This window comes from Ruminococcus sp. OM04-4AA (assembly GCF_003462585.1).
Taxonomy (GTDB): domain Bacteria; phylum Bacillota; class Clostridia; order Lachnospirales; family Lachnospiraceae; genus Mediterraneibacter; species Mediterraneibacter faecis.
Window position 1 is genome coordinate 1 of record NZ_QTZH01000095.1, and the last position, 4,463, is coordinate 4,463.

General features: G+C 39.7%; 4 protein-coding genes. 3 read left to right on the forward strand and 1 reads right to left on the reverse strand.

Annotated elements, in window-relative coordinates:
• The 3 genes from DXB52_RS14850 to DXB52_RS14865 all read left to right on the forward strand — a co-directional run.
• Positions 1 to 446 (forward strand): hypothetical protein (locus DXB52_RS14850; protein ID WP_472520449.1); only part of this gene is annotated, 446 nt, incomplete at its 5' end.
• 326 nt (positions 447 to 772) lie between these two features.
• Positions 773 to 2,494, forward strand: coding sequence for a MobA/MobL family protein (locus DXB52_RS14860; protein WP_026076987.1), 1,722 nt, complete (start codon positions 773 to 775; stop codon positions 2,492 to 2,494).
• Complete coding sequence (locus tag DXB52_RS14865) at positions 2,472 to 3,182, forward strand: DUF6040 family protein (protein WP_117964047.1); 711 nt, start codon at positions 2,472 to 2,474, stop codon at positions 3,180 to 3,182. The genes DXB52_RS14860 and DXB52_RS14865 overlap by 23 nt, the downstream gene beginning before the upstream one ends.
• A 503-nt stretch (positions 3,183 to 3,685) precedes the next feature.
• On the opposite strand, the gene DXB52_RS17565 is transcribed toward DXB52_RS14865, so the two are convergent.
• Positions 3,686 to 4,132 carry a hypothetical protein gene (locus DXB52_RS17565; protein WP_472520453.1) on the reverse strand — a complete coding sequence of 149 codons (447 nt, stop codon included), beginning with the start codon at positions 4,130 to 4,132 and terminating at the stop codon, positions 3,686 to 3,688.
• Between the last annotated feature and the right edge of the window lie 331 nt (positions 4,133 to 4,463).

A 4,463-nucleotide genomic window follows, 5' to 3' on the forward strand; every position in this document is an offset into this window, starting at 1 on the left:
TTCCAAAGAAACCGCCAAAGGTTCTATCAGACCGAAGCCATGATATACCTACACGCAAGAAGATTATACCATGTGCTTCTTCTGATACGCAACCGAGAACTTATGTTTGCAAAAGAAAGGGGAATGTAATCATGGCAAAATCAACAAAAAGTTATGAAGAACGAATGCTTGAAATGGAAAAGAAGGAACAGGAAAGCCTTGAAAAGGCGAAAAGATATGCAACACAGAAGAAAGAACTTCTGAAACGAAAGAAAGCCGAAGAAAGTAAAAAACGAACCCATAGGCTCTGTCAGATTGGCGGTGCAGTGGAATCCGTTCTTGGTGCACCTATTGAGGAGGAAGACATCCCAAAGCTGATTGGTTTTCTGAAAAGGCAGGAAGCCAATGGGAAGTTTTTCTCAAAGGCAATGCAGAAAGAAGCCAATACCGATATGGAGGAAGTGTAACGGCGGAGGGGATGAGTTTTTCATTCCCTTCATTGCTTTTTCATGAAGGGCGCACTTATGGACAACCAGAGGTCGTCCCAATAAGTTTGCCACAAGTGGCAACCGGTCTGCGCTCACGCTTGCGGGCTCGTTCCGTCGGCGGGGCTTTCAGCCAGACCTGCTCATGCCGCAGGAGGCACTCTTCGCCAGAGGGGCGCATTCCATGCAGACTGCTATGCGCAGGGCACTCTTACGCAGAGGGCGTTCCGGCAATGCTGCTTTTTCTAAAATTGAAAGCAATGTTGCCGGAAATCTATGCCGGATGTGCAGAAAGGAGGAATCCAGACATGGCGATTTTTCATTACACAATCAAAATAGTCGGACGAAGTAAAGGAAAATCTGTTATCTCCGCTTCTGCATATCTCAATGGGGATGTGATGAAAAACGAAGAAACCGGGAGTATCAGTTATTACACTTCTAAAAAAGAAGTGGTCTACACCAGTCTGATGATGTGCGAAAACGCACCTTCTGAATGGCAGATAGTACCAGAGGAAAATATAAAACGCTTTCAAAAGTCTGTCCGATACAAAAGGTCAGAAGATAAAGAAGCTGCTATAAAAAAATTTAAAATCACATTTCAAAAACAGAGGTTATGGAATGAGGTATTGAAGATTGAAAAAAGTGCGGATGCCCAACTTGGCAGGTCATTTGAATTTGCCCTTCCAAAAGAATGGAGCAGACAAGAACAGATTCAATATACAGCCGACTATATCCAAAAAACATTTGTGGATAAAGGAATGTGCGCTGATTGGAGTATCCACGACAAAGGGGATGGCAATCCTCATGTCCATCTGCTTCTGACTATGCGCCCTTTTAACCCGGATCATTCTTGGGGAAAGAAAGAAGTCAAGGATTGGGAATTTGTCAGAGATAAAAACGGAAATATCGTGATTGATGAATCCCATCCGAACTGGTGGCAGGATAAGAAAAACCCTGACCGTCATGGAATCCGTATCCCTGTATTAGACGAAAACGGAATCCAGAAGATTGGTGCAAGAAACCGCTTGCAATGGAAACGGGTGCTGACCGATGCTACTGGATGGAACAATCCAAAAAACTGTGAACTATGGCGGAGTGAATGGGCAAAGGTATGTAATGAACATCTGCCTTTGCAGAATCAGGTCGATCACCGTTCTTATGAAAAACAGGGAAAACTCCAGATTCCTACCATCCATGAAGGCGCTGACGCAAGAAAGATTGAACAAAAGTTTCTTGCCGGGCAGGAAATAAAAGGTTCGTGGAAAGTAGCGGAAAATCAAATCATAAAACAACAAAACACGTTATTGCAAAAGATACTGGACACCTTTGGGAAAGTATCGGGTGCATTATCATTATGGAAGGAGCGATTAAATGACATTAGAAGAAAGCCGGGAAATTATACCCTTAATGGAATCCATGATTGGGCAAATCGAAGAACAGCAGACCTTAATGGCAGAAATGATTCTGGAAATGCAGAACCGGGACACCCAACTCTCTCTTATGCAGGAACAGAATCAGAAATTGCAAAAATTAAACAGCGAGTTATCCGGGCTGCTCAACATTTTGCCAAATACCGAGGAACTGCTTTCCAAGATGGAAGAACAGAAAACGAAGATAGAACTTTTGGAAAACGAAAATCAGCAATGGCAGAAATTGGCACAGAAGCTGAACAGCGAAAACAGTTTATTACTGAAACAGAACACCGAATTGCTGAACTGGAACAGCAGATAGAGAAAGGACGTGATATAGATGAACGAATCCAGAGAATTAAAGAACGCCGAACAGTTGGAAGAGCTTCTGCTCCTGACCGAGGAGATACAAGAAGAACTGGAACAGAAAGACCAGCTTATCGTGGAACTGAAGACGCAGCTCAACGAATCTCTGATCTTGAACGAGAAATTAAACAAAGAGAACAGAGCCGGGAATATTCAAGCATTAAAGAACGACTTGAAGCTGGCAGACAGAGCATTGCGGAACGAGAAAGAGAAGCTGCGAAGCGCAAACGTCATGATCGGGGAATATCAAAATAAAATACGCTGTTTAACACAACAACGGGATTATGCTCGGACACATCAGAAAATCGTAGAGATACCGGTAGAAAAGCCGGTACTCTATGAAAAATGTGAATCCTGTGACCGGACAGCCTATCAGAATGAAAAAGCGAAATACGGAACACAAAAAGAGCGACTTGCCGGACAGTATAAAGCAAAAACGGTAATGTTCCAAACACCCTTGTTCCTTCTTGCATGGTATTCGCTGACAACCACTCTTTTTCAGGCAGTACAGTCCGATGTGTTCCTTTCCGATTGTAAATCATTCTTCCATGATGCAGCGTCATTCCTACAAACTTTTATCGGTTGGACAATTGATGCCGGGCAATCTGTGGCACAGATTAGCACAAAAATTCCAAATCCTTTTATAGCCGGAATGGTATATTGGTTATTTCTGATATTGGTTGTCGGAATATGTGTGGCAGGGACAGGGATACTGGCGATACTGATAGAAATAAAGGTTATAGAATTATATAAGAAAAACTGTTGGGATGTTATTACTCTACTGATGATACTGACAAGTACTGCTGTCATCATTTATTTTGGAGAAGCAATTAAAAAAGCACTTTCCGTAAATCTTCTATTGCTTTTCGTACTTTCTCAGGGAGTATATCTTGGAATCAGATGTTATTTGAAAAATCGGTTAGGTACCAAGCAATATTGGTGAAAACATGCTAAAAAACGTATAATAGCAGGGGATAAAACATCGTCCCCTACTATTATATAAACAGCGAAGTTTTACCCATCTCTCTCTTTTGAAAGATTCGCTACTTGTGGAACCGAGATATAAGGTTTCGCCTGTGTTCTTTGGTGTATCACTACCACATTTCTCTGTACCGATGTAATCTTTCTGCATACGGAAGCAAGAGATACAATATTCCTTATTTTAAAACATAATTACAATTCCTGTTTGACAAGAACGATCATCATAGAAGGATTGTATTTGTCCCCACTCATAATAATATTCGACGCCTGTCATACTCTTTTTACTGGGAGTACCTAAGCATTTCCTTAAAAACCTATTATTTTCTTCTTGCAACTTTTCTAAGACTGTACCATTCATTGTCTCATATTTCGTAGAATACTTTTTGTCTGCTCGAACCAATTCAATCTTTTTTACTTTTCCATGTCTTCCATAGATTGTAACATAAAACTTCTTATAAAGCCATTTTAAAGGTTTCTTAGAATCAATATTGTATAAGAATACTCTGTTTGAGCAATCTTAAAATCAATTTCTTTAAATAGGGAAATACTTCCTTTGGGAGTAATTTTATATCCCCCTATTTTTAACATATCTTCCTTTAGCTCATCCTTTATTTGGATAATCTCCATACTTACTATAAAAACAACATAGCCTTCACACACTACAACGGTAACTATTTTTGCCCATAGCACATCTGGAACAAACATGTTCCAAGCTATAACAGGAAGCAAAGCTACTCCTACCGCAGTCACCAGTAGAAGCACCCTCCAAATATAATTTTTCTTTCTTTTTCCTTCATTAGTTAAATTTTCATCATAATAAAGATGACCTGGGGCTTCGAATGAGTTTAATAGAAATTCCTTTAAAAATGACACCAGAACCGCTCCCCAAGAAGATTTCTTTTGTTCCTTCATATTACCCAATCTCCTCTGCTATATGATTATTTTTCATTCTATTTTTTACTTAACTTATACATTAGCAAGATTTTTAGTTATTCTTCTAACAATATTTTTATCCCCGCTTTTTCTGCTTTATGCGAAAAGTCAACAGCAAATCCCCATCCCATCTCTGCAAATTGCCATTTCTTCGTTTTTTTGTAATTTTATAGATTTCAACTGTAGACACTTTTATTTTAATTTTTCTGCTTTATGCGAAAAGTCAACAGCAAATCCCCATCCCATCTCTGCAAATTGCCATTTCTTCGTTTTTTTGTAATTTTATAGATTTCAACTGTAGACACTTTTA

Coding starts and splice junctions, on each gene's coding strand:
- DXB52_RS14860 (WP_026076987.1), top strand. CDS start 773: ATGGCGATTTTTCATTACACAATCAAAATAGTCGGACGAAGTAAAGGA.
- DXB52_RS14865 (WP_117964047.1), top strand. CDS start 2,472: ATGATCGGGGAATATCAAAATAAAATACGCTGTTTAACACAACAACGG.
- DXB52_RS17565 (WP_472520453.1), bottom strand. CDS start 4,132: ATGAAGGAACAAAAGAAATCTTCTTGGGGAGCGGTTCTGGTGTCATTT.